The sequence below is a fragment of the Glutamicibacter sp. NPDC087583 genome (assembly GCF_044743685.1).
Classification (GTDB): domain Bacteria; phylum Actinomycetota; class Actinomycetes; order Actinomycetales; family Micrococcaceae; genus Glutamicibacter.
In genome coordinates, this window is the sequence record NZ_JBIUWY010000010.1 from 44,556 (window position 1) to 67,117 (window position 22,562).

The following is a 22,562-nucleotide window of genomic DNA, read 5'->3' on the forward strand; positions in this document are numbered from 1 at the left end:
TCCTCTTGGATCTCGGGTGGATTCTGCCATTGTTCCGGTTACGGCCCACCCTATCGGCAAGAGCGCCCTATGCCGTGTACCCATGCTTACGGCCGGTCAGAAAGTGCCTGCAGAAGTTGCTGGAATTCTGGGACGTTCAGCCGCGCAGGGCTTTGCCGTGCGGCGACTTCTATGGGGACAGAAAGCTGGCCCCGATCATAAGGAGAGAGATCATGAAATGCAGGCTGATCATGCGTGCAATTTCGGATTCATCCAGCCTTCTGGCGGATTTGCCGATGCCTTCGCGCATTGCAGTGCAATTCAGAGCTTCGGATTCATGAGCGTCGAAGAAGGCCAATCAGTCGAATACAAGATTGAAGCGGGACCGCCGAAGGATGCCGTGATGGGCGATGAGGATCTGGCCGGCAACCACTCGCTGCTGAGGCTGCTCTGATTTGGATTTCACTGCCACTATCGCGCCTGGAGTCTCGGTCAGGATGGCTGCTGCAGGACACTGTTGTCCTCTTGGGATTGCCGCATTCTCGCCTGTCGATAATGCGTATAGGCCCAGCCGCGTGGCACCGGGGAAACTGGCAGTAGGCCCTGTTTCTGCAGGGATGTGCTGCTTACCGAAAGGACGTCATCGTGTACTTTATTGTCGTTAAATTCAAAGTCAAGCCGGATTGCTCAGACCGCTGGCCGGATCTGGTGCGCAGTTTCACCGAGTCAACCCGTGCGGAACCAGGCAACCTTTGGTTTGATTGGTCGCGCAGCCTTGAAGACCCCAACGAATTCGTTCTGGTTGAAGCCTTCCAGGACGACGCAGCTGGAGACCACGTGGGCAGCGACCACTTCAAGCAGGCCATGATCGACATGGCGCCGGCCCTGGTTGAAACTCCGCGCATTGTCAGCCGGCAGATCGAAGGCGATACCTGGGACCGCATGGGCGAATTGGAAATCAGCTAGCAGCTTTTGCGATGAACCATGAAATTGCTGGGGCAAGGCCAGCGGCAGCTGCGACTCATATTGAAGTTCCCAGCTCACCTCGACAAGATGGGGTTATGGGATATAACGATTCACTAGCTGGCCTTGCTTCAGTTCAAAAAGCATTCGCCTTGCTGGACGTGGTGGCCGCGCATAACCGGGGTATGGCTGCCAAGGAGATCGCTGCAGAACTGCAGATGCCCTTGCCTACCGTTTATCGCCTGCTCAAGACCTTGACCCTGTCGGGCCACCTGGTCCACCTGCGCGATGAAGGGCTCTATGCCCTGGGCTACAAGCTTCACGCCCTGGATAACTCGCTGCGCCGGCAGGTAGGCACCCCGCCTTCGGTGGCGCGCTTGATCCGCGAATTGCATGTGCGGGCCGATGCCGCCGCCTACTACGCAGTGCACCGCGGAGAAGATATCGTGGTGGCCCACGTCGTTGAGTCGCCACTGCGCCCGCGCATCACCCCCATGGGCTTCGGGTTCAACAATGGTGCCCATGCGACCGCCTTCGGCAAAGTGCTGTTGGCGGCCATGGATGCCGAACGCTGCCACGCCTACCTGGACAAGCACGGCATGCCCGGGATGACCTCCGCGACCATCTGCGATCCGCAGGTCTTTGCCGCAGAACTGGACGCCGTACGCGAGACCGGCATTGCCATCGAACGCGAAGAATTCATCCGAGGCGCCTCCTGCATGGCCGCCCCGGTAACCACGGGCGCCGGGCAAGTCATCGGATCGGTGGCAGTTTCCATGGACCCGGCCGAATTCCAGACCCGCCACCGAGACGTCTCCGTCCTGCTGCGCGATGTGGCTTCGCGGGTGAGCCGCGCGCTGCGGGGCACCTCGATGCTAGGCGCAGCTTGCGCCGACTAACGAGGTGCCCGGACAGCCTACAACTTGGCCTGGGCCATTTGCTCGACGATGTACTCGGCCTGGCGGATGGCCAGCGCCACGATGGTCAAGGTCGGATTGGCCGCGGCTCCAGTGGTGAATTGCGAGCCATCGGAGATGAACAGATTCGCAACATCATGGGCCTGGCCGAAAGCGTTGACCACCCCGTCTTCAGGACGCTGGCTCATTCGCGCCGTACCGAGATTATGCGTCGACGGGTACGGGGGAGTGTGGTGCGTGGACCGCGCGCCCACTGCCTCGAAGAGCAGCGAACCCTGCTGGTAGCCGTGCGTTCGCATGGCGAGGTCATTGGAGTGGTCGTCAAAATGGACATTCGGCACCGGCAGGCCCAAGCGGTCGCTCACCGTGTTGTTCAGCGTGATTCGATTGCTTTCCTGCGGCATATCCTCACCGGTAATCCACATGCCCGCAGTGTTCAAGTAGTCGTCCAGCAGCGTAGTGAATTCCGGTCCCCAGCCGCCGGGCTCCACGAAGCTGGCGAGGAACGCCGGCCCCAAGGCGATGGTTTCCATGTAATAGCCACCGCAGAATCCGCGATCCGGATCATGGCGGGATTCGTCGGCAATCAGCCCGGCCATCGTCTCGCCCCGGTGCATGTTCACCGGCTGGTCGAACTTGGCATAGACGCTGCCGGTGGTGTGGCGCATGTAGTTGCGGCCCAGCTGGCCCGAGGAGTTCGCCAATCCATCGGGGAACAGCGGCGAAGCTGACAGCATCAGCAAGCGAGGGGTTTCAATGGCGTTGCCGGCCACCGCCACGATGCGGGCTTTTTGGCGCTGCGGGTTCCCTTCGGAATCTATGTAGATGACTCCGTCCACCTTGCCAGCAGCAGTATGGGTAACTTGAACAGCATGCGATTCGGGACGCAAATCCAGCAGGCCGGTGCGCAGCGACTTCGGGATTTCCGAGACCATTGTGGACCATTTGGATTTGTTCTTGTCGCCCTGGAAGTTGAACCCATCCTGGATGGATGCTGGGCGGCCGTCGTAGGGTTCGGCATTGGTTGCGTAGGGCCCTGTGGCATACTGGCGGTAGCCCAGGCGCTGGGCTCCATTGGCAAAAACCTTGTAGTTGTTGTTGGCCGGCAGCGCGGGACGCCCGTGGCGGTGGGTGCTGCCCATCTTCTGCTCGGCACGGTCGTAGTACGGTGCCAAATCGTCCAGGGTGATGGGCCAGTCCAGCAGGTTGGCCCCGTCGACCCGGCCGTAGGTGCTGCGCGCCTTGAACTCATGTGCCTTGAATCGCGGGGTGGCCCCGGACCAGTGGGTGGTGGTGCCTCCGACCGCCTTGACGATCCAGGCCGGCAGATTGGGGAAGTCGCGGGCCACGCGCCATGACCCCGAGGTGGTCCGCGGATCCAGCCAAGCCATCTGGTTGAAGGCGGCCCATTCGTCCTGGTGGTAGTCCTCATTCTTCAGATACGGGCCGGCCTCCAGCATGACCACCTTGACGCCCTTGGAAACCAGCTCATGGGCCAAAGTTCCGCCGCCGGCGCCGGAGCCGATGACGACAACTACCGAGTCGTCGTCATGGTCGTGCACTGCCGATTGCTCTTCGGTGCTCATCGGGTTGTCCCTTCCTCGAGGATTCCTGAATCACCCAGGACGTTGTCCACGGGTTTGCTGCTGGTTTCCGATGCGTAGGCTTTCACGGCGTAGGGAAGCGGGCCCTGGTCTTGTACGGGCTCTCCGCTTTCCTCGATGCGCGGTTCGGGCAACCAATTCAGATCATTGAAACCGCGGTTCACGTAGCCGCCCTTGGAGAAGGATTCGCCTTCGTAGCCCAGGGCCTGATGCACTTCGGGGTCATCGTAGAAATTGAGGACTACGGTGCGGCGGATGAAGGCGAAGAACTCCAGATCCGCGATGCGCTTGAGCACCGCCAGTGCACGGTCATCGGGAAGATCCAGGAAATGCTCTTCGCTGAGCGTATCCAGGGTCATCAAGCCCTGGGCCAAAGCCATGCGGAACCAGCTGGATTCGGCTGAAGCCTCGATGATTTTCTCTGTCATGCGCTCGTAGGGCCCATCCGGGAACTGCGGGTGCGGAAACGAAACCCGAATGATCCGGGTCAAGATCCGCCGAGCCTCATCCGAGAGCTCCAGGGCGTTGAGAGATGAATATTTTGCTGGGAACACCATTGTTGTCACCTCGATTATTAGACGGTTAGGTCAGTTCCTGCGCTGATTCTGCAGGGAAACCGGCAGTGAAGCCTTACTTGGATTATGTAGTGCACGTCACAGTGCTGCCAGCGTCGTTATCGGCTGGTGAGAATGGCCCGGCAACTCGCTCGGCGCCACGTTGCGGGCATTATCGCTCTGCGAGAACGAAGCTATCCCCGGAGCGAGCGCGGGCCCCAAGCTGGGCAGACTCGACGGGCCAAGGGGCCGCTTCAAAGTCCGAGCAGCATCTAACAGGAGGAATCACCATGGCAGGATCCACCGCAGGGGTCGCACTCATCACCGGAGCAGGACGAGGGATTGGAAGGGCCATCGCCGAGCGCCTGGCTGATGATGGGCAGGACATCATCGTTGCCGATGTCCCAGGAGCCCAGGAGAACGTGGATGAGGTCATCGCCGCCGTCCAGCAGCGCGGGCGCCGTGCGGTCGGGGTAGCCGGAGACGTGTCGAACCCCGAAGACGTGGAACGGATGATCAAGGAGGGTACCGAAGCCTTGGGCGACCTGACGGTGTTCGTGGCCAACGCCGGCATTGCGCAGGTTGAGGAGATCCTGGACGTGAAACCCGAGGCGTTGGACCGCATGCTCGACGTGAACATCAAAGGCGTCTTCTATTCCTACCAGCTGGCGGCCAAGCGCTTCATTGAGCAGGGCAGCGGCGGGAAAATCATTGGCGCGGCATCCATCGTTGCTTTCCGTCCGTTTCCCATCCTCGCCTCGTATTCGGCCACCAAATGGGCGGTGCGAGGACTGACCCAAGCGGCCGCCATGGAGTTCGCCAAACACAACATCACCGTCAATTCCTATGCGCCGGGCGTGGTGGGAACCGCGATGTGGGATTTGATTGACGAGCGGCTCACGGCGCGTGAAGGAACCCCGAGGGGCAGTGCCCTGCAGGCGCAGGTGGACAACATTCTGGCTGGCCGTGTTTCCGAGCCGGAGGACGTCGCCAAGCTGGTGAGTTATTTGGCAGGCCCGGACTCGGACCACATGACTGGCCAGACCGTCTTGATCGATGGCGGCATCAACTTCTCCTGACGCATGGGCATTGACGAGGTTCGCCATGGAGCACTGTAGCTCCGCGGCGAACCTCTCCGCTGTTGGGTGAGCCGGCAAGCGGCCGGCTCAGTGCCCACCGCCCAGGCATTTGCGCATCTTCAAGCAAGCGGTAGTCAGCCCTTCGACGTCCGCATTCTTGGGAGCCGTGCCTGACGATGACGAAATTCTGCGGGTCTTCGGCCTAGTTGAACTGCGTGTCCAGGTCGTTGGAAGAAGCTAAGAGCAATACGCCAGTGAGCCACGCCCGTCAGGAACCGCCGAAGACGGTAGCGCCCGGAAATAGAGCTTCTCCTTCTTGGGCGCCATGCGCCGGACCAGCGTATTTCGCGGACTTAAAAGAAGCCAATGGATCTGAACCGAAGATACAGGTTTGTTGAATCTCCGGCATAGCCGATCAGCTCGGCTGCCGGTAATCTTGTGAAATCTCTATGCAAGAGCAGGGGATTGGGCAAACAATTGTACGGTTCAACCAATTTGGCGCGCAGCATGCCGGATAATTGATGGAACACAGCAGGCCGGAGGAAGATACTCCGGTCGGAAGGGAATGATGGACGCTTCAGGCGACAGTAGATCTCATAGTTCCAACCCTCTGCCCGGAAGGCATGCCGGCCAGGCTCCGCAGGTCAGGGGGTGCATGTAATTGGAATGGATCTCGCTACTCATAGCGCTTCTCCTCATTCTCGGTTGCGGATTATTCGTTGCCGCTGAATTCGCGCTGATCACGGTTAACCGGAATCAGGTCAAGCAGGCCGCCGCGAACGGCGACCGCCGTGCCTCCGGTGTTCTCAAGGGCATGGAAACATTGTCCACCCAGCTTTCGGGCGCCCAGCTGGGCATCACGCTGACCAACCTCGGCATCGGCTTCCTCGCCGAGCCGGCCATCGCGGCCCTGGTCGTCGGGCCGCTGCAGGACTTCGGCCTCGACGAAACCCTGGCCCGCTCGGTCTCCATTGCCATTGCGCTGATCCTGGCCACCATCTTGACCATGGTCTTCGGCGAATTGGTTCCCAAGAACCTGGCCATTGCCAAGCCTTTCGAAACAGCCAAGGCCGTGGTGGGGTTCCAGCGCGGCTTCAGCGTCGTGACCAAGCCCTTCCTTTCATTCTTCAACGGCAACGCCAACTGGATTGTCCGCCGCTTCGGCATCGAGCCGCAAGAAGAGCTGGCCTCGACCCGTTCGGCCGAGGAACTGGTGGCCTTGGTGGGGCACTCGGCCCGCGAGGGACTGCTTCCCTCGGAAACTGCCGAAATGCTGCGCCGGACCGTGGCCTTCGGCAACCGCCGGGCCCATGATGTGATGACCGCCCGATCGCGGATGATCACCGTGACCGCCCAGGAGACGGTGCACGAAGTGCTGGAGCTTGCCGCGCGGACCGGGCATTCCCGCTTCCCGCTGGTGGACGAGGGCGGGCACCGCGTGCTGGGCATGGTGCACATCCGCGCCTTGCTCGCCATCCCCTACGCGCAGCGGCAGCAGTCCGCGGCCGGGGACAGCGCCGAAGAGGCCTTCCTGGTCCCGGATACCATCGAGCTCGATGAGCTGATGGACCAGATGCGCAACGGCGGGCTGCAACTGGCGGTACTGATCGACGAGACCGGCGACGTCGCCGGGATGCTCACGCTGGAAGACCTCGTGGAGGAAATCGTCGGCGAAGTGCGCGACGAGCACGACCCGGAGGATTCCACCATCCAGGTGCTCTCCGGGAACTCCTGGCGGCTGGATGCGGCACTGCGGCCGGATGAGGCCAATGAGCTGCTGGGCTGCCAGATCCCCGAGGACTCGGACTACGAGACCTTGGCAGGACTGCTGACCGTGCAGCTGGGCAAGTTCGGCGAGGTGGGCGATGTCGTGCGCCTCGTGGTCCCGGGCGAGCCCGGTGGACCGCATAAGGAACTTGAATTCACCATCCACGCCACCGATGGGCAGCGGATCGCCAGTGTCGATGTGACGGTGTCCGAGCAGGCAGAAGGGGAGGACGCGCGATGAGCGACCTTATGGGAATTCTGGTGACGGTCGCGCTGCTGGCAGCGAACTTCTACTTTGTCGGCGCCGAATTCGCGCTGATCTCCGCACGCCGGAGCATCATCGAGCCCAAGGCCATGGAAGGCAGCCGCAGCGCCAAGATGACGCTGTGGGCCATCGAGAACGTTTCGCTGGTCATGGCCGGTGCCCAGCTGGGCATCACCGTCTGCTCGCTGGCGCTGGGCTATGTCACCAAGCCGCTGGTGAAGTACGCGGTGGCCGGGCCCTTCGAAGCCATCGGCGTTCCGGCAGGCATGATCGACGCGCTGTCCTACGCGATTGCGCTGATCGCGGTGACCTACCTGCACGTGGTGCTTGCCGAGATGGTGCCCAAGAACATGGCGTTGGCCGGACCCGAGCGCATGGCGCTGATCCTGGGCCCGAGCATGGTCATCCTGGTCAAGGTGCTGCGCCCGGTGCTGTGGCTGATGAATGCCATGGGCAACCTGGTGCTGCGGATCTTCGGCGTCGTTCCGAAGAACGAAGTGGCCAGCACCTTTACCCGCGACGAGGTCTCTTCCATGGTGGCCGAATCCCGGGAGGGAGGCCTGCTCGATGCGCATGACGAGCAGCTGCTGCTGGGCGCCTTGCACTTCGATGCCCGGAGCATCGAGTCCGTGGCGATCAGCTTCGAGAAGGTGCAGACCTTGCCGGTGGATGCCACGATAGAGCAGATCGAGGCGGCGGCCGCGCATGGCTTCTCGCGCTTCCCGCTGGTGGACGCCGGCGGCACCCCGGTGGGCTATGTCCACGTCAAGGACGTGCTGGGCGCCGACGCGCAAGCCCGGACGCGGCCGCTGCAGCCCAGCGGCATCCGCGAGTTGCCGTCCTTCGGGCAGCAGCAGAGCGTGCGCACCGCGCTGCAGGAAATGCAGCTCTCCGGAGCCCATTTGGCCCTGGTGCGTGATGGCGAATCGGGCAAGGTCACCGGCATGGTGACCTTGGAAGACATGCTCGCAGAGCTGGTCGGCCAGATCAGGGACGAGCACCGCAGCGCAAGCTAGCCGCGCAAGCCGGACAATAAAGCACCGGGCAGGGGCTGGAGGCAGGATGGGACATCTCGGGCCTCCAGCCCTGCTCGTCCAGGGCATCACGGCGCCTTGGCATAGGGGGAATCCTGCGCGAGAGCACCAGCGCCGCCCCGAGCGGTGCGAAGCCCGTAGCCAGCAGCTATTCGACGTCGGACTGAACATGGCTGCCAGGAGAACGTGAACTATCCTTCCCACGCGGCCCAGAGCTGGGCATAGCGCCCACCGGCTGCCAGCAATTCCTCATGGCTGCCATCCTCAATGATCTGACCGTGCTCCATCACAATGATCCGGTGGGCCAAACGCGCTTGGGAAAGCCGGTGGGCAATCACCAAGGCGGTGCGCCCGGCAGCCAGCGCGGCGGCAGCCGCATCCAGCACCCGCGAATTGCTGGATCCGGACTCGGCCGTGGCCTCATCCATCACAATGATGCGCGGGTTGAGCAGTGCAATGCGGACCAACGCCAGGTGCTGTTGTTCGTGGGCCGTCAATTGATGCCCATCGGAGCCGAGCAGGGTATCAAGGCCTTCGGGCAGTGCATTAATCCAGCCAGCGTGACAGGTTTCCAACGCCTGCTGAATCCGGGCATCGGTGCACGGCGCCGTGGATCCCAGCAGCAAGTTCTCCCGGACGGTTCCCGCAAAGACATGGGTCTCCTGCGAAATTAATGCGATGTTGCGGCGCAGGGTCGCGGTGTCCAGGGCGGCCAGCGCGGTTCCATCCAACGCGGCGGTGCCTGAGCTCGGCTCGATGACGCCGGACAAGATCTTGGCTGCTGTGGATTTCCCGGCGCCGGTCGAACCGACCAAGGCGACGCACTGGCCATCGCGCAGATGCAGGTCGAGATTGCCCAGGACCTGCGGGCCGGTCTCAAAACGGTGGCTGACACCACTTAGAATCAGTCCCTCGGCAGGGGAAGAAGCTGAGGGAACCGCGGATCTGGCCAGCGGGGTGCGCCGAGCGGCCAGCAACACTCCGGTCACCCGGCGCAACGCGATCCCCGCTTCCTGGAGCATGTCGAACAAGGTGACCACCTCGGAGATCGGGTCGAACAGCCGATGGTAGAGCAGAGCCGCGGTGGTGACAGCGCCAACCGTCGCTGCATTGGCCTGGACCAGGAAGAACCCCGAGGTCAGCAGCGCGGCCATGGTGATGAATTCGGCCCGGTTGTTGCGTGCGAAGTAGCGGGTCAGCATGCGGAAAACCCGGTCCGCGACGTGGCGTGAATCGTCGCTTGCGTGTTCAAGGGCATCGATTTGCGTTTGCGCCCAGCCTTGCGAATGCAGCATAGCCCGGCCATGGAATGCGTTCAAGAAGGTATTGGTGCGTCGAGCGAGGATCTCGCGTTCTTCGCGGTAGAGCGGTGCGCTGCGTGGCAGGTACCAGCGCAGCGAGAGCAGGTACATCGGGACAGCGATCAGCCCGGTGAGCCCCAGCACCCAGTGCAGGGTGAACAGCCCTGGAACCGACAGCACCAGCAGCGTGCCGGCGGACAACAACGCGGGCAGCAGCCAGGCTACTGCCTGGGAGATCAGGCGCGAGTCATCCGAGACACGCGAGACAAGCTCGCCATCACCGGCGCGCTCCAGGATTCCCGACTCCAGGTGGAGCGCGTGCTCTACCGCGTCCTCGCGCAGCGTGGCCACCGTCGGCTCAGCAATGCGCGCGTACAGCACCCGGGCGTACCAGGTCAGCAGCGCGCCGCCGAGCAAGGAGGCGGCAATGGAGGCCAGGCACCACACCAGGGCGGAGCCCGGTGCGCCGGTGCCCAGCGCATCCACCAGGATGCCAATGGCAAACGGCGGGACCATGGCCGTTGCGGAGGCAGCCAGGGTGATAACGGATGCCCAGGTGATCAGCAGGCGGTGCGGGCGAAGCGTTCGCCGCAGTGCCCGCCAGGCCGCAGCGGCGCTGGCGGTCGGCAGGGCGGGAGCGGAGGGTTCTGCCCGGTCGTGAACAGCGCTCATCGGCCGACCACCTTTTCATAGGTCGTATTTTCTGCAAGTGCGCGGTGGGTGGAACGCGTGATGCTTCCATCGGCCGCGAGGAAAAGCACCTCATCTGCGGCATGTAGCAGGGTGGGGGATGTGCTCAGCACCAGCAAGGTGCCTGCCCCGGCTCCGTTGCTGGCGGCATGCGCGCGCAGCTGGACCAGGCCCTGGGCGATGTTCGCCTCGGTGACCGAATCCACTGCGCTGGTTGGATCGTGCAGCACGCGCGCCAACGGTCCGCCGGATAATGCGCGGGCCAGTGCGATGCGTTGACGCTGGCCGCCGGAAAGGTTATGTCCACGGCCCTGGACCTGGTGTTCGAGCCCATCGGGCAGCGTGCCCAGCAGCTCGTCGACGCCGCTGGCGCGCAGCAGCAGCTGCAGGGTCTGCGGGTCGGGCAGCGCTGCGTCGCCCACAATGTTTTCCTTCACGCTGCCCTCGATGAGGTGCGCCTGATGCGGGGCCATGCGCAGCAGCTGCGGCAGGTAGGCGGGATCGATCTGCGCGGCGTCGATTCCATCAACCAGCAGCCGCGCGGCCGCCGCCGCTGTACCTTCGCGGACTGCCGCGGTGCCAGGATTTTCCGAGCCTTCGCTGAGCAGCTTGGCCAGCCGGTGGCGCATGCTGTCGTTGGCGCAGACCAGCACGGTGAACCTGCCGGGCACGAAAACCAGCGGGCGTTCGCCAAGCCCGGGCACATCCAAGGCAAGTGCGGCATCCGGCTGGGCCGCCGGACGCCGGGTTCCGGGTTGCCGCCCGCCGTCGGCCAGCAATGCGGCAACGCGATCCGCCGCGGCGATGGACCGGGTGCCGGATTCCACCGTTGAGACCAGGGTGCCCAGCGGCGTGGACAAGAACTGGGCCACGCCCAGCACACCCAGCAAGGTGCCGATGCCCATGGCTCCTTCAGCAACCTGCCAGGCGCCCAGGCTGGCGGCGGACAGCAGGACCAGCCCCGAGATCAATACCTGGGCGCCCTCGATCCGTCCGGTGGCCGAAGCGGAGGCCACCCCCGCGGTGGCGGCGCTGCGGCTGGCGGCACGGTAGCGCTCGGATGCCTGGTCCTGGCCGCCGATGCCACGCAGTACCTGGACTCCTGCCATGAGATCGGCGGCCGCCGCGCCGGATGCGGCGATATCGGACTGCAACCGGTCGCTGGCCCGGCTCAATCTGGGGGTCAGCCAGCGCAGGGCGGCCATGCCCAGTGGCGTGATGGCCAGCACCGCCAGGCCAACCCAGAGGTTGGCCCAGAGCAGGTATCCGGCGCAGACCAGCAGGCCCGCCAAGGCGCTGAAGCCCAGGGAAGCCTGGCGGATGATCGTCGCGGTGACGGTGGTGTCCACCGAGGTGATGGCAGCAATTTCCCCGGGCATCCGTGCGGTGGCAGGCCGATAGCCGGGGTCCATGACATGCTCTGCGATCCGGGTTCGCATCAGGTGCACCTGGCGGTTCATTCCGGAGTTGCCCAGCCGTGCACCCAAGCGGTAGCCGGAGGACAGCATGAGGAAGCACAGGCCGAGGGCGGCGAGCCACACCACCAGCAGCGGCAAGCTCTGCCCGGCGATGGCGTGGTCGATGGTGGCACCGACCAGCGCGGGGACAAGCGCTTCGCCCGCTGTCCAGCAGGAAAGGAGGGCGATGGCGCCGATGATGCGGCCGCGTTCGGCTCGCAGCATGCCGCGCAGCAGAGTGCGCCCGGTGAGCATAGATGAGGACATGCTACCCATAATATGCTATTAATTATTTTCGTAACTCACATAGGTTAGCCTATGCTCAGTGCCGATTTGTGGTGCGCTCCGTGGGACCTCGCAGTCCACGCACCCGGCGGCCGACCGTTTAAGGATCACCCGCATGACCCGCAAGATCACTCGCACTTTGTTGGCCCCAGCCGCGCTGCTTGCCGCCACGGCCTTGGCCCTGACCGGCTGCGGCCAGTCCTCCGAGGCCTCCCAGGCGCCATCGTCCCCGGCGGCCGAAGGAACCCCGCTGAAGACCGTGGACCCGCAAGGCCACGAAGTTTCGCTGGAGCAGCAACCCGCCGCAGCCCTGGGTTTCTACACCACCGACGTGGATATCCTGACCATCCTGGAGGTGCCGCTGGCCGCTGAACAGCCGATTCGCGGCGACTCCGGCTTCACTACCTTCCCGGACTACTTCGACCAAGAAGCCTTGGAGGGGGTCACCCCGTTCGCCAACTACCCGGAATTCAACTACGAGCGCGTCCTCGGCGCCGCCCCGGACTTCATCCTCAACGGCCTAGGGTATGACGCCGAGGTGCATGAGAAGCTCGCGGCCATTGCCCCGACCTACACGACCAACGCCTTTGACGGCGAAACGTGGCAGTCGCACTTCGAGCGGACCGCCAAGGACCTCGACCGGCAGGCCCAGTACGACCGGTGGCTGCAGGACTACCAGCAGGCGGGTGCCGAAGCCAAAGCCGCTATCGACGAAGCCGGAAACGGCGACCTGACCGTCGCCACCCTGGGGTACTGGGATGGCAAGGTCAACGTCGACTGCTACGCCTACCTCGAATGCGGAGTCTTTGACACCATTGGCCTGGAGACCACCGAGTTGAGCCGCGAAAAAGGCCTGTCGCTGAGCTTGGAGGAACTGGACCGGCTCAAGGACGTGGACGCGGTGTGGATGTCCACCGGCGTTGGCGAGGATGCGAAGGCCGAGCTGGACAAGTCCATCGCCTCCATGGCCAAGTCGCCCTACTGGAAGGATCTGCCCTTTGTGAAGAATGAGCGGATCTACACCTACAACATGGAAATGGCCTACGGTTCGCCGTCGGGCGCCACAGCGTTCCTGCAGCAGGTCCGCAGCGACCTCGCCGGATAATCCAGCCATGGCCGCATCCGTCCGGCCCCGTCAAGTTTCCCGGCCGGACGGATACGGCCATTGCCTGCGCCTGAGCGCAGCCCAACCACCCCTCCTGCGTTCGCCTTTCAAGCAGCCGACGCCCCCAGATTCAGGATCCTTTCATGGAAATTTTTGAAGCAACCGTGCAATCCACCCGCCTGCTCTCGCCTACGCTGAAGCGGCTGCGCTTCGCGGTGCAGGGCTTCACCAGCACGGGGGTCGGCGACGAATATGTTCGCCTGTTTTTCCCGCATACCGAGGACCGCAGCCTGCTGTGCCTTCCGGTAGCCGATGGGGATACCTGGCGCACGCCTCCGGGGCAGCCGGACGCGCCAATGCGCACCTACACCATCCGCGACTGCGGCGAGGGGTGGATCGATATCGATTTCGTGGTCCATGACGGAGGCATTGCCGCCGCGTGGGCACTGGCCGCCGAACCAGGAGACCGGATCGGCTTGAACTCACCGACCGGGCTGTACGATTGCCCGCCGGAAGCAACCTCGCAGGTGCTGATCTGCGACCTGACCGGGCTGCCGGCCGCGGTACGGCTGGTGGAACTGACCGGTGAACAGGTGCGCACCGAGCTGGTGGTGGAGATCCCGGATGAGGCCTCGCGCCTGGACCTGTCGGGTTTGCCGAACCTGGGCGTGCAGTGGATTGTGGCCGGAAACGGCGTGGCCCCCAGCGTGTTGCCCAAGGTGGCACGCAAGGCGGTTGAGGCGGCGGCCGGATCGGAAACCCGCCCGTACGTCTGGGTGGCTGGGCAATCCGCTGCGCTGCGTGAGATCCGCAAGATGCTGCACCGGGAACTGCGGTGGCCAAGCACCCAATACAAGGTGATTGGCTACTGGGTCGAGCAAGCCGAGAAGTGGCGTGCCCAGTGGGATGCCTTGGATGCCGGTATAAAGGAGGCCCTTGATGCCCTCTGGGACAGCTTCGAAGACCACGACGAGGCATTGATCGCATACGAGTCCGAACTTGCACGCCTGGGGCTCTGAGCACGGTGGCAACCACACGGGACCCCGGGCTGTTGCTGGCCCCACCCGGCGCAGCACCACCGGGCAGCGCGGCCGGTACCGATGCGGACCAACGGCACCGGGTGCTGGTGGGTTCACCGGGAGCCAAGCTGGTATGGCTTGCCGGCCTGATTGCCCTGTTGGCGTTCACGGTGCTGTGCTCGCTGGCCTTCGGCAGCCGCCAGATCGACCTGTCCGTGGCCTGGCAGACCATCACCAATCCCTCCTTCAATACCGATGAGGCGCAGGTCATCCGGCAGTTGCGGGTTCCACGTACGGTCCTGGGCGTTCTGGCCGGGGTCGCGTTGGGCGTAGCCGGGGCCCTGATCCAGGCGCTGACCCGCAACCCGCTGGCGGATCCAGGCATCCTGGGCGTCAACGCCGGAGCCCAATTCTCCTTGGTGATGGCAAGTTTTGCTTTCGGTTCGCTGAGTGTGCTCGGTGCCATCTGGTGGGCCTTGGGCGGTGCGCTCGCCGCAACCTTGGCGGTATACGGATTAACCCTCTCCAAGGGAGGACGCGCCGCCGACCCGTCGACCTTGGTGCTGGCTGGTGTGGCCTTCGGCGCGGTGCTGTCGGGGATCACCACCGCGCTGGTGCTGCTGCGTCCGCAGATTTTCGACATGATGCGGGTATACACCGCAGGAAATCTCAACGGCCACGAGCTTCCAGCAGTGCTGCTGATTGTCCCCTTCGTGGCAGTGGGCCTTGCCATCGCGCTGTGCTGCGCCGGGTCGCTGAATGCGATTGCCCTGGGGGATGCTCCGGCCAAGGCGCTGGGCGTGCGCATCGCCCCGGTGCGGATCGCGGTCATCGCCGCGGTGACATTGCTCTGCGGCGCGGCAACCGCGCTGGCAGGCCCGATTGGTTTCGTCGGACTCATGATTCCGCACGTGGTGCGCTGGCTGTTTGGCGTGCAACAGGGCTGGATCCTGATTTTCACCATCGTCCTGGCCCCTGTGCTGCTGCTTGGTTCCGACATCCTGGGCCGGGTGATCCTGCCCAATGCGGAGGTCTCGGCGGGAATCATCACCGCCTTTGCCGGTGCACCTGTGCTCTTGGCCTTGGCCCGGCGCAAGAACGCGAGTACCCTATGAGCCTCAAGCCCCTGATCCCAGCACCGGCTGAGACAGCCGGTGCGCGTGTGCAAGGGTGCCAGGTGCCAACCGGACGACGGGAAGTGCGGATCGGTCGTGGCCGTTGGAGTTGGCGGCTTGATCGCACCTCGCTGCTGGTGGGTACGGCCCTGGCCCTGTGCGGGCTGCTGGTTGGGCTCATATCCCTGGCCCTCGGGGATGTGCGTGTGCCGATGGACCAGGTGATTCCCGCGCTGCTGGGAAACTCCGAGCACCGTTATGAAGTGGTGGTCCGCGACTGGCGGCTGACCCGGGTGGTCCTGGCACTGGCATTCGGATTCGCCCTCGGAATCTCTGGTGCACTCTTCCAATCGTTGACCCGGAACCCCCTGGGCAGCCCGGACGTGATTGGCTTCAGCTCGGGGGCTTACACCGCGGCGCTGGCGCTGATGCTTTTCACCACCGCGAGTGCCGCACAGATTGCCGTGGGTTCCATTGCCGGAGGCCTGGCGGCCGCGGCATTGGTTTTCATGATCGCCAGCCGCAACGGGACCACAGGGTTCCGGCTCATTGTGGTCGGTATTGGCGTTGGCGCCATGCTGGCCTCGGCCAACACGTTCATGCTGTTGGCAGCTCAACGCCAGGTAGCCATGTCTGCAGCGGTATGGGGTGCTGGTTCGCTGAACTCGGTCGGCAATGCCGTAGTGGGTTCTTCGCTGCTGGGCATTGGCATTTTCGCGCTTGCCGCGGTTCTGCTGCAACGCCATGCCCGGATCCTGGAATGCGGGGATCCGCTGGCCATTTCGCTGGGCGTGAATGCCAAGCTGGTGCGCGCGTCGATGGTGGTTGTAGGAGTTGGCCTGGTGGCGGTGGCCACCGCGGCGGCTGGGCCGATCGCCTTCGTGGCCCTGGTGGCCCCGCAGATCTCGGCCCGGCTCAGCGGCCGTGCCGAGCTGGACCTCGTTCCGGCTGGATGCTTCGGAGCGTTGCTGCTGGTGTCGGCGGACACCGTGGCACGCATAGCTTTCATGCCGATCCAGCTGCCGGTCGGCATTGTGACCGTCTGCCTTGGCGGGGTGTATTTGATTTGGCTATTGATAAGGGAGAGTCGCGCATGAGCGCATTGGGAACCGAACCCGCTCAGCAGGCAGCCGACGCGGTAAGAGCGGGCATGGTGGCGCGGAAGCCAGCGCCACGGCTTGAGGCGCAGGGGGTGCAGCTGGGATATGGCCGTGAGCCAGTCATCGATTGCCTCGATGCGTCCTTCGAAGCGGGCAAATTCACCGCGATCATCGGGCCCAACGGCTGCGGCAAGTCCACGCTGCTCAGCGCGCTGGCCAGGTTGCTGAAGCCCATGGCCGGCCGGGTGCTGCTGGATGGCAACCCCATCGCATCCTACAAGCCCAAGGCCTATGCACGGGAAGTGTCGCTGTTGAGCCAGCAAGCCATCGCTCCCTCGGGGATCACCGTTGCCCAGCTGGTAGCCCGCGGCCGCTTCCCGCATCAGAAGCTGCTGGCCCAGCATAGCGAGCAGGATGAAGCGGCGGTCCACGCTGCACTGGCCGCGACCGGAACCCTTCCCTTGGCCACCCGCCGGCTGGCCGAGCTTTCCGGCGGCCAGCGCCAGAGGGTCTGGGCGGCCACCACCTTGGCCCAGCAGGCACCCATTCTGCTGCTGGATGAGCCGACAACCTATCTGGATGTCGCCCATCAGGTGGAGCTGCTGGACCTGTTCGCCCGGCAACGCGATGCGGGAAAAACCGTGGTCGCGGTGCTGCACGACATCAATCAGGCAGTGCGATACGCCGACACCGTGGTGATGATGCGTGGCGGAAAGATACTGGCTTCCGGCGCACCAGAAGATGTCATTACGGCGCAGAGCCTTGGCGAGGCATTTGGCGTGCACTGCGAGATTCACCCCGATCCGGTGACATCCGGTCCGATGATGGTCGCCGTCCCCGGCAGGCTGCGTCACGAGTCCGCGCCGAAATCAGTCGATTGATAGCTCGGATCCGGGGTGGCCCACGGCGCAAGATGCTGCCATGGGCAAGAACCCGGTCGCTTGGTTGAGCCTTGGTGGGGGAGTTTAGAGACCATCCCATGAACCGGGCTGGATACGAGCCTCCTGACTGCTTGGGAACCGGTCCGGATAGCCGGGGCTCTTGGTGCGCAAGTTTGGCTGACGGGGTAGTTCCCGCAGCCTTTTGTGCAGTGGTCAAGCGCCGCGGGCTGGCATCAGCTACCGGGATCGCCGAGCGGACTCGAAGGGCGAGTTCTTGCGCGAAAGCAGCAAGGTCAGCATTGCCCCGAGCAGCGCGAAGCCTGTGGTCAGCAACCAGGTGGCATTCCAGCCGCCGGTGATTGTGGCCATGGATGCCAGCAGCATCGGGCCGGTGAAGTTGCCGATGTTGAAGATCTGCTGGGTCAAGCCCATCGAGGCAGGGGCCGAACCGCCGGGCGGAGCCAGATCGACCACCACGCGGGTCATGGTGGTCGGGATGGCCGCTCCGGCCAGCGAGAAGAAGCCAACGCAGATCATCTGGATCCACAGCAACCCAGGCGGGTAGTCGAAGGCGAAGGTGCAAAACGATGCCAGGGACATCAGCGCGAAGCCGGCTAGCAGCAGCGTGCGCCCATTGGCGCCACGCTGGAGCAGCCCTCCGCAGAGGATCGCGCCCACCGCGTTCAGCCCGCCCACCACGGCCGAGGCCAAACCACCGGCCACCGGATCCAGGCCGAATTCCTCGTAGATGGTGGGCAGGAACCCCACTACTGCCATCCATTGCACCGTGTAGCAGCCGAAAATCAGTCCGCTGATCCACACGCGCGATGCCCGGGCGGTGATGGCGATGCGCTGGGCGGCCTCGCGCAGGGCCGCCGATCCGGCGGGTTCATCCGCACCCACGAATTTGAAGATCAGCGGAATCGGCAGCAGGGTGATGAACGCGAGAATGCCCCACCACAGGTGCCATGAAAGGTGCTGGAGCACCAGCGCCGTGGAGAAGACCCCGATGAAGGTGGCCATGCCCATGTAGGCGGCCCACCACCCCACAGCCATGTTCAGGTTCCGGATGGGGGCATGGAGGCGCACCAGCCCCGGCCCCATGACGGTAGCCATGATCACGCCCGCCCCTTCCAGGACGCGGGTGGCCAGCAGCAGCGGCGCGCTGGGGGACAAAGCGCCCAGCGTGCTGCCCAGCACCAGCAGCAGCAAGCCGAGGATCAGCGTGCGGCGCTGGGAGATGACTTCCGAAAGTAGGGAAACGGCCAAGCCGCCGGCCATGCCGGCTACCTGCACCACGCCCAGCAGCACGCCGGAGAAAATCAGCGAGAAGCCCAGTTCGTCCTGGATCACGGTCAGCGCGGGGGCGAGCTTCCAGATGTGCAGGCCGGCCACCACGCCGGAGGCCACGATGATGATCCAGGCCGCGTTGGTCCGCTGCTGGACCTGTTCCATTTTGGCTTGCACTGCCGCCGATGCCTCCTCGCATAGGACGCGCCAACTGGTGCTCGGCGCTATTGTCCACTTCGGATTGTGGCACGGGCCGGGCAGCGATCCGGCATTCGTGTCATTGAACGGGAATCCCTGCCGGCGGCACTCCGGGCTGGATCCACTAGCCCAGGGCGAATTCTCCTTCGGCAGGTTGCAGGTGTGAGCTGAGAGTTCGCCGATATTTCCCGGGCGTTGCATTGCAGCACGAGTCCTCGGAGTAGTTTGGAGGCCAACCTGGCCGATCAAGCTCAGGAGGAATGATGTTCCGGCACAGTTCGTCCCGCACCCGGCAAGTGAAGGCAGCAGCGGCTCTTGGATGCGTCTTCATGGCGACAGCCTGCTTCCCAGCGGTGCCGGTGGACCCCGAAGGAACCCTGGACACGGTTCGTTCCGGGACGCTTCGGGCCGGAGTATCTCCTGCTTCGGATTTCGTGGAAATCCGGGATGGAGTACCCCAGGGCGCCGAACCAGCGCTCATAGAAGACTTTGCCCAGCATGCAGGTGCCGAAATCCAATGGACCATTGGTGGCGAAGAACAGCTAGTGAAGCAGGTGGAAGCAGGCCAGCTGGATTTGGTGGCGGGAGGCATCACCTCCAAGACGCCGTGGTCGGAAAAGGCTGGAGTCACTCGTCCCTACACGACCGCCATTGACGCCAAGGGCAAGGAAAGGAAAATAGTCCTGCTCGTGCCTCCAGGCGAAAATGCTTTCCTGTCCGAGCTGGAGTACTTCCTGGACCAGACGCAGGAGATGCCATGAAAAACGCTGCCGGAACGCACTTGCCTCCCGAGCAACGCGAACTCATGGCGCGCGCTGCGAAGCTCGAGTGGATCAGCATCGGATACACGGCGCTCACCATTACCCTTGTGGCACTAGTGGTGGGAAATTCGCAGGCCATGCGCACAGCGTGGATCGAAGACATGCTCTCAGTCCTGCCGCAGCTGGCCTTTTTGGCATCACTGCAGTTCACCCGGAGGGCTCGTCGGCGCTCGCACCCCTACGGCTACCACCGGTCCATGGGAGCCGGGCATCTGGTCGCAGGAGTGGCGTTGCTGGTCGTCGGAGCGATGCTCGCGTACGAATCGGTATCGGCTCTGGTTAAACTGGAGCACCCGACCATCGGAACCATGAACCTGTTTGGCCATACGGTATGGCAAGGATGGATCATGATGGCGGTCATGGCGCTGATCGCGGCACCGGCCGTGGTGCTGGGACGGTTGAAAATCAAGATTGCCCAACCGCTGCACAATAAGCTGCTCTACGCCGACTCCAAGATGGCCAAGGCCGACTGGCAGACCAATGCTGCTTCGATCGTCGGTGTCGCCGGAATCGGCGTTGGATTGTGGTGGCTTGATTCCACCGCGGCGCTGGTGATCGCTGCCGGCATTCTCAAGGACGGCTGGGACAGCACGAAGTCCGCAACCTCGGATTTGCTGGATCGCCGTTCCAAAGGTGTCGACGGCACGGATCCGCACCCGCTGATCCCGGCCATGGAGGAACAGCTCCATGCCCTGGATTGGGTTCGCACTGCGGGATTGAGGGTCCGCGAACTCGGCCAGGTCCAGCACACGGAAGCGTTCATCGTTCCGGAATCCGATACCGTGACGCTTGCCCAATCCGAGGAAGCGCGGAAAGTGCTAGAGGGAACCGACTGGAAAGCGTATGACGTGGTGGTGACGATAGTTCCCGAGCTGCCTGAGTTCCTCAAGCAGGGCTGAAATTCGAGGTCTAGGCCCCCGCCTGGAGCGCAGTGGAAGCACGGCGATCCGGCGAGGAAAACCGGCGAGGCAGGGTGCTGGCGCTGGAGCTAGCAGCCCGCCTCGGCTGCCCCGCCGGACTAGCCGATATCGGTGGGTGACGTGGCTACTTGGCCAGGCCAGTCGTTGCGCACAAAGCAGGGAATCTCATGGATTGCCGCGCTATGGGACCAGAAAGCGACGCGAAAGGGCATCATTTTCTCCGTGTGCTGCCGGGAGCAGAGTTCGCTGATGGTGGTTCCAGCTGGCAAATGGGGAACTTTGGGAAACAGCGGGCTGGGTACCGTGATGTGCCATAGCTGCAGGTCATCGGTTTGGTCATCGTCAAGAACCATGAGTACAGCCCGGCCATGGACCGATACGAAGCCCATTACTTCATCTACTGGATCAGTGCGTTGCGCGAATACCACGGGCATGCCCTCCATCCAGCCGTACGCAGTGAGATGGGTTCTGGCCTCGGGGCAGTGCAAAAGTTTTTCGACGCGGTGCATGGCGCGCATATTTAGTTCAGGCATGTTCATTTAATCCTCCGCTGATGGCAGCTCTCCGAAAGGTGACCGCCCACGAAGTTCTGCGGCATAAAGCCGCGGAATCCCCCGGGTTTCGCCTTTGGCGCTCGGTGTTCATCGTGGAGTGTTCTTCTGATAATACATCTTGTTTCCAACCGCCGAGCGGCGCCTTATGTGGACACATGCCCAATGTGGTGCAATTCGCAGGTTTTCAAGTGGGATGTCCCTGCGCAAGCAGTGGAGCAGAGATCCATTTAGCAGAACGAGATTGCCGGGTTAACTAGAGTCGAAGAATTGAATGAATAGCGAATGGGCACTTTCCTGTTTCGCCTCTTAAAGCTGTGGATCGAAGTAATTCTGCACTCAATACCCAGAGCGTTTTGGACCGCGCAGGTCCCGGAAAAGCTTCAGATGCCTGAAGCGGCGCGTATCAACGAGCCGGTCAAGTGCTTGGAAGGAATATAACTGTAGGCTATATAACCCTCGTTGGTCTCGCTTGGCTTGAAATCTTTCGTTAGTCCGGCTCATGATCGAAGCGTTGCGTCTAGCCCGGTGTTGGTCTTGCTCTTCAGGACCGTGTCGGGTTGCTGGGTGCTGATCTTTGGCGTAAAAAGGTACGGTCGTTGCAACGCCTGATTGTTCAGGATGTTGCAACGACCGTTAGAACCCGTCGACCGCCTGCCCCGCTTTTGGGGTGATCGGCCTAAACGCGCTTAGCGTGCCTGGATGTCCGCAGCCTGAGGTCCCTTTGGACCGGATTCAAGCTTGTATTCGACCGATTGTCCTTCTTCAAGATTCTTGAATCCGAAACTCTGAATTGCGCTGTAATGCGCGAAAACGTCAGCGGATCCATCAGAAGGCTCAATGAAACCGAAGCCCTTTTCGGAGTTGAACCACTTTACAGTGCCAGTAGCCATGTGTATTCCTAAATCGTAATTCGCGATATGTCGCGATTTGAGCTTGTGCCACCGTAGCAGCACTGAAGCCATTATTTTTGTTGCATCCCGTGAAACTTAATCAAGCATGAATAGCTTGGAGAGCCAGAACATCGAATTCTGAGTTCTGGAGTAAGAATTCACTGGAGACGCATGTAATAGCGGTCGAAGAGGTTCTATAGAAACGCAGTTTCAAACCGACTGCCCCACCACGGAAGTGGGGACGAATATTTCAAGTGACGCGATTCGCTCTCATGGGAAAAGATACCGAGGAAACGCTTATTAAAAATCCAAGGGAGGAACAATAGGAATTTTCAATTTTCCTTATTGGCTCTAATATCTAGACTACCATGAGTAGCTCACTTAATCTCGCCGGTTTGCTGTGAGGGGAAGTCGAAGTCCTGCCCGGGACGCCGATTTCGTTGTTCTGTGCCTGCAGCAAAACCGTTATGGGATTCGGTATCCGGAGATCATTGGGCACTCGAATGGATCCCGGGCCGATAGCCCGACCTTGTTCAGGTAGGTGATCACCTGTGCGTAGGATTCGCGGACACTGGCCACGGTGTATGGCACCTGGTGCTCGTCGCAGTACTGGCGCACGATGCGCGAGACGCCGGCCAGGTTGGCGCGCGGCATGGACGGGAACAGGTGGTGCTCTACCTGGTAGTTCAATCCGCCGTAGACGTGGGAGAGCACGCGGTTTCCCCAGCTGGACTTGGCCATGACATTGCGTCCGGTCAGTACCTGGCGGGAGAA

At 62.9% G+C, this 22,562-nt stretch carries 21 protein-coding genes; 13 read left to right on the top strand and 8 right to left on the bottom strand.

Annotation, left to right across the window (positions count from 1 at the left end):
* Nucleotides 1-16 precede the first annotated feature (16 nt).
* The 3 genes from ACIOU9_RS17160 (at nucleotide 17) to ACIOU9_RS17170 (ending at nucleotide 1,841) form a co-directional block, all read left to right on the top strand.
* Nucleotides 17-433 carry a cold shock domain-containing protein gene (locus ACIOU9_RS17160; RefSeq protein ID WP_402697686.1) on the top strand — a complete coding sequence of 139 codons (417 nt, stop codon included), beginning with the start codon at nucleotides 17-19 and terminating at the stop codon, nucleotides 431-433.
* A 191-nt stretch (nucleotides 434-624) separates the two neighbouring features.
* Nucleotides 625-945: a putative quinol monooxygenase gene (locus ACIOU9_RS17165; protein ID WP_105658946.1), complete on the top strand. Its 321-nt coding sequence runs from the start codon at nucleotides 625-627 to the stop codon at nucleotides 943-945.
* Between the two features lie 95 nt (nucleotides 946-1,040).
* The gene (locus ACIOU9_RS17170) at nucleotides 1,041-1,841 is read left to right on the top strand and encodes an IclR family transcriptional regulator (RefSeq protein WP_105658947.1); all 801 of its coding nucleotides are present in this window, start codon (nucleotides 1,041-1,043) and stop codon (nucleotides 1,839-1,841) included.
* A gap of 17 nt (nucleotides 1,842-1,858) precedes the next feature.
* On the opposite strand, the gene ACIOU9_RS17175 is transcribed toward ACIOU9_RS17170, so the two are convergent.
* Nucleotides 1,859-3,445, bottom strand: a complete 1,587-nt coding sequence (locus ACIOU9_RS17175) for a GMC family oxidoreductase (RefSeq protein ID WP_105658948.1) — start codon at nucleotides 3,443-3,445, stop codon at nucleotides 1,859-1,861.
* Nucleotides 3,442-4,020, bottom strand: coding sequence for a hypothetical protein (locus ACIOU9_RS17180; protein WP_402697688.1), 579 nt, complete (start codon nucleotides 4,018-4,020; stop codon nucleotides 3,442-3,444). Before ACIOU9_RS17180 ends, ACIOU9_RS17175 begins: the two co-directional genes overlap by 4 nt.
* Before the next feature lie 287 nt (nucleotides 4,021-4,307).
* Between ACIOU9_RS17180 and ACIOU9_RS17185 the strand changes: the two genes are divergently transcribed.
* The 3 genes from ACIOU9_RS17185 to ACIOU9_RS17195 all read left to right on the top strand — a co-directional run bounded on the left by ACIOU9_RS17185 (nucleotide 4,308) and on the right by ACIOU9_RS17195 (nucleotide 8,144).
* Nucleotides 4,308-5,096 carry an SDR family NAD(P)-dependent oxidoreductase gene (locus ACIOU9_RS17185; RefSeq protein WP_402697689.1) on the top strand — a complete coding sequence of 263 codons (789 nt, stop codon included), beginning with the start codon at nucleotides 4,308-4,310 and terminating at the stop codon, nucleotides 5,094-5,096.
* Nucleotides 5,097-5,757: 661 nt separating this feature from the next.
* The gene (locus ACIOU9_RS17190) at nucleotides 5,758-7,104 is read left to right on the top strand and encodes a hemolysin family protein (protein WP_402697691.1); all 1,347 of its coding nucleotides are present in this window, start codon (nucleotides 5,758-5,760) and stop codon (nucleotides 7,102-7,104) included.
* Complete coding sequence (locus ACIOU9_RS17195) at nucleotides 7,101-8,144, top strand: hemolysin family protein (protein ID WP_105658952.1); 1,044 nt, start codon at nucleotides 7,101-7,103, stop codon at nucleotides 8,142-8,144. Before ACIOU9_RS17190 ends, ACIOU9_RS17195 begins: the two co-directional genes overlap by 4 nt.
* Nucleotides 8,145-8,353: 209 nt before the next feature.
* Here ACIOU9_RS17195 and ACIOU9_RS17200 read toward each other — a convergent pair whose 3' ends face one another.
* Both ACIOU9_RS17200 and ACIOU9_RS17205 read right to left on the bottom strand, forming a co-directional pair.
* The gene (locus ACIOU9_RS17200) at nucleotides 8,354-10,135 is read right to left on the bottom strand and encodes an ABC transporter ATP-binding protein (RefSeq protein WP_105662359.1); all 1,782 of its coding nucleotides are present in this window, start codon (nucleotides 10,133-10,135) and stop codon (nucleotides 8,354-8,356) included.
* The gene (locus ACIOU9_RS17205; RefSeq protein ID WP_402697693.1) at nucleotides 10,132-11,877 is read right to left on the bottom strand and encodes an ABC transporter transmembrane domain-containing protein; all 1,746 of its coding nucleotides are present in this window, start codon (nucleotides 11,875-11,877) and stop codon (nucleotides 10,132-10,134) included. Before ACIOU9_RS17205 ends, ACIOU9_RS17200 begins: the two co-directional genes overlap by 4 nt.
* 133 nt (nucleotides 11,878-12,010) lie before the next feature.
* On the opposite strand from ACIOU9_RS17205, the gene ACIOU9_RS17210 reads away from it, so the two are divergent.
* From ACIOU9_RS17210 to ACIOU9_RS17230, 5 genes are all read left to right on the top strand, one after another.
* The gene (locus tag ACIOU9_RS17210; RefSeq protein ID WP_133833967.1) at nucleotides 12,011-13,000 is read left to right on the top strand and encodes an ABC transporter substrate-binding protein; all 990 of its coding nucleotides are present in this window, start codon (nucleotides 12,011-12,013) and stop codon (nucleotides 12,998-13,000) included.
* Nucleotides 13,001-13,143: 143 nt separating this feature from the next.
* Nucleotides 13,144-14,019 (top strand): siderophore-interacting protein, encoded by an 876-nt coding sequence (locus ACIOU9_RS17215; RefSeq protein WP_105658956.1) that lies wholly within the window; start codon nucleotides 13,144-13,146, stop codon nucleotides 14,017-14,019.
* 5 nt (nucleotides 14,020-14,024) lie between these two features.
* Nucleotides 14,025-15,134, top strand: coding sequence for an iron ABC transporter permease (locus ACIOU9_RS17220; RefSeq protein ID WP_105662362.1), 1,110 nt, complete (start codon nucleotides 14,025-14,027; stop codon nucleotides 15,132-15,134).
* Nucleotides 15,131-16,231 carry a FecCD family ABC transporter permease gene (locus tag ACIOU9_RS17225; RefSeq protein ID WP_402697695.1) on the top strand — a complete coding sequence of 367 codons (1,101 nt, stop codon included), beginning with the start codon at nucleotides 15,131-15,133 and terminating at the stop codon, nucleotides 16,229-16,231. The genes ACIOU9_RS17220 and ACIOU9_RS17225 overlap by 4 nt, the downstream gene beginning before the upstream one ends.
* Nucleotides 16,228-17,115, top strand: coding sequence for an ABC transporter ATP-binding protein (locus ACIOU9_RS17230; RefSeq protein WP_402697697.1), 888 nt, complete (start codon nucleotides 16,228-16,230; stop codon nucleotides 17,113-17,115). The genes ACIOU9_RS17225 and ACIOU9_RS17230 overlap by 4 nt, the downstream gene beginning before the upstream one ends.
* Before the next feature lie 237 nt (nucleotides 17,116-17,352).
* Here ACIOU9_RS17230 and ACIOU9_RS17235 read toward each other — a convergent pair whose 3' ends face one another.
* Nucleotides 17,353-18,582: a CynX/NimT family MFS transporter gene (locus ACIOU9_RS17235; RefSeq protein WP_402697698.1), complete on the bottom strand. Its 1,230-nt coding sequence runs from the start codon at nucleotides 18,580-18,582 to the stop codon at nucleotides 17,353-17,355.
* Nucleotides 18,583-18,932: 350 nt separating this feature from the next.
* Here ACIOU9_RS17235 and ACIOU9_RS17240 point away from each other — a divergent pair, with 350 nt between their 5' ends.
* Together ACIOU9_RS17240 and ACIOU9_RS17245 are read left to right on the top strand one after the other, a co-directional pair.
* A complete protein-coding gene (locus tag ACIOU9_RS17240; protein ID WP_105662383.1) occupies nucleotides 18,933-19,364 on the top strand; it encodes a transporter substrate-binding domain-containing protein in 432 nt (143 codons plus the stop codon).
* On the top strand, nucleotides 19,361-20,323 hold the full coding sequence (locus tag ACIOU9_RS17245) for a cation diffusion facilitator family transporter (protein WP_402697699.1): 963 nt from the start codon (nucleotides 19,361-19,363) through the stop codon (nucleotides 20,321-20,323). The genes ACIOU9_RS17240 and ACIOU9_RS17245 overlap by 4 nt, the downstream gene beginning before the upstream one ends.
* 119 nt (nucleotides 20,324-20,442) lie before the next feature.
* Here ACIOU9_RS17245 and ACIOU9_RS17250 read toward each other — a convergent pair whose 3' ends face one another.
* From ACIOU9_RS17250 to ACIOU9_RS17260, 3 genes are all read right to left on the bottom strand, one after another.
* Nucleotides 20,443-20,883, bottom strand: coding sequence for a hypothetical protein (locus tag ACIOU9_RS17250; RefSeq protein WP_105662366.1), 441 nt, complete (start codon nucleotides 20,881-20,883; stop codon nucleotides 20,443-20,445).
* Nucleotides 20,884-21,584: 701 nt separating this feature from the next.
* Nucleotides 21,585-21,788: a cold-shock protein gene (locus ACIOU9_RS17255; RefSeq protein WP_105658961.1), complete on the bottom strand. Its 204-nt coding sequence runs from the start codon at nucleotides 21,786-21,788 to the stop codon at nucleotides 21,585-21,587.
* 465 nt (nucleotides 21,789-22,253) lie between these two features.
* Nucleotides 22,254-22,562 (bottom strand): fatty acid desaturase (locus ACIOU9_RS17260; protein ID WP_359199696.1); only part of this gene is annotated, 309 nt, incomplete at its 5' end.